2 protein-coding genes are annotated in these 1,539 nt (G+C 66.0%); both read left to right on the forward strand.

All coding sequences use genetic code 11. The features are described from left to right. On the forward strand, window positions 1-1,041 hold a 1,041-nt coding region (gene istA, locus H7F49_RS19155), incomplete at its 5' end, for an IS21 family transposase (RefSeq protein ID WP_185685145.1). Between the two features lie 11 nt (window positions 1,042-1,052). Further along, the coding region (locus H7F49_RS19160; RefSeq protein ID WP_185685146.1) for an ATP-binding protein at window positions 1,053-1,539 on the forward strand (487 nt) is incomplete at its 3' end.

The raw sequence follows: 1,539 nt of genomic DNA on the forward strand, positions 1-1,539 counted from the left end.
CTGTTCGTGGCGGTTCTGGGCGGATCGAGCCTGTCGTTCGCCTGTGCGACCTGGACCGAGCAGTTCGCCGACTGGATCGAGGCTCACCATGCCGCCTTCGCCTTCTTCGGCGGCGTGACGCAGCTGCTGGTGCCCGACAATGCCAAGGTGGCGGTGATCAAGGCCTGCCACTTCGACCCGATGGTCAACCGCAGCTACACCGACATGGCGCGGCATTACGGCACGGCGGTACTCCCGGCGCGACCGAGGAAGCCGAAGGACAAGGCCAAGGTCGAGGCCTGTGTCGGCATTGTCGAGCGTTGGGTGCTGGGCCGGCTGCGCAACCGGATCTTCTACAGCCTGGCCCAGCTCAACGCCGCCATCGCCGAGTGCCTTGCCGACCTCAACGACAAGCGAGTCATGCGCCAGTTCGGCAAGACCCGGCGCGAGCTGTTCGAGGAAGTGGACGCGCCCAACCTGAAGCCCTTGCCGCCGGAGCCGTGGGTCCATGCGCAATGGAAGCGGTGCCGGGTCGGGCTTGATTACCACATCGCGATCGAGCGTCATCACTACTCGGTGCCCTGGCGCTTCGCGCGCCGCGAGGTCGAGGCCCGGTTCACCGCGCGCACGGTCGAGGTGTTCCTCGCCGGCGAGCGGATCGCGGTGCACATGCGCGGTTCGGGCAACGGGCGGCACACGACGGTGCCCGAGCACATGCCGTCCAGCCATCGGCGGTACTTGGAATGGACGCCGGCGAAGATCCGCGAGGAAGCGGCCCGGATCGGGCCGATGCTGTCACTGCTGACCCAGAAGATCATCGAGGACCGGCCGCATCCCGAGCAGGGCTACCGTTCGTGCCTGGGGATCATCGGTCTGGCCCGCCGGTTCGGCGCTGAGCGCCTCGAAGCGGCCGCGCTGCGCGCGCTGGAGATCGGCGCACGCAACTACCCAAGCGTCAAATCGATCCTCGAAAAGGGGCTCGACAAGGTTCCCGTGCGCCAGGCCCCGGAGCGCGTGGCGATCGTTCACACCAACATCCGGGGCTCCGGCTACTACCATTGAAAGGAACACGAATGCTCAAACACCCGACACTCGATCAGCTTAACCAGCTCGGCCTGACCGGCATGGCCCATGCGTTCGCCGATCTGGAAACCAATGGCGCTGCTGCCAGCCTCAGCCATGGTGAATGGCTGGCGCTGCTGCTCGACCACGAGGCGACCTGGCGCAGTGACCGGCGTCTGGCGCTGCGGCTGCGCCATGCGAAACTGCGGCACCATGCCGTGCCCGAGGACGTCGATTATCGTGCCGCCCGCGGCCTAGATCGGCGGCTGTTCGATATGCTGCTCAAGGGCGACTGGATCGCGGCCCACGAAAACTGCGCGATCATCGGCCCGACCGGGATCGGCAAGAGCTGGCTCGCCTGTGCGATCGGGTGTCAACGGCACTGTAAAAATCCCCGGAAGTGGCAAAGTAAAATTCCCCACCTCAGGTTTTGGGCAGTCAGGTGGTTGGTGGCGGGCCTCCATTTTTGGGTGGGCGCCCGCGGCGGCGTGGTTCGAT

This window comes from Novosphingobium aerophilum, assembly GCF_014230305.1.
Lineage (GTDB): Bacteria > Pseudomonadota > Alphaproteobacteria > Sphingomonadales > Sphingomonadaceae > Novosphingobium > Novosphingobium aerophilum.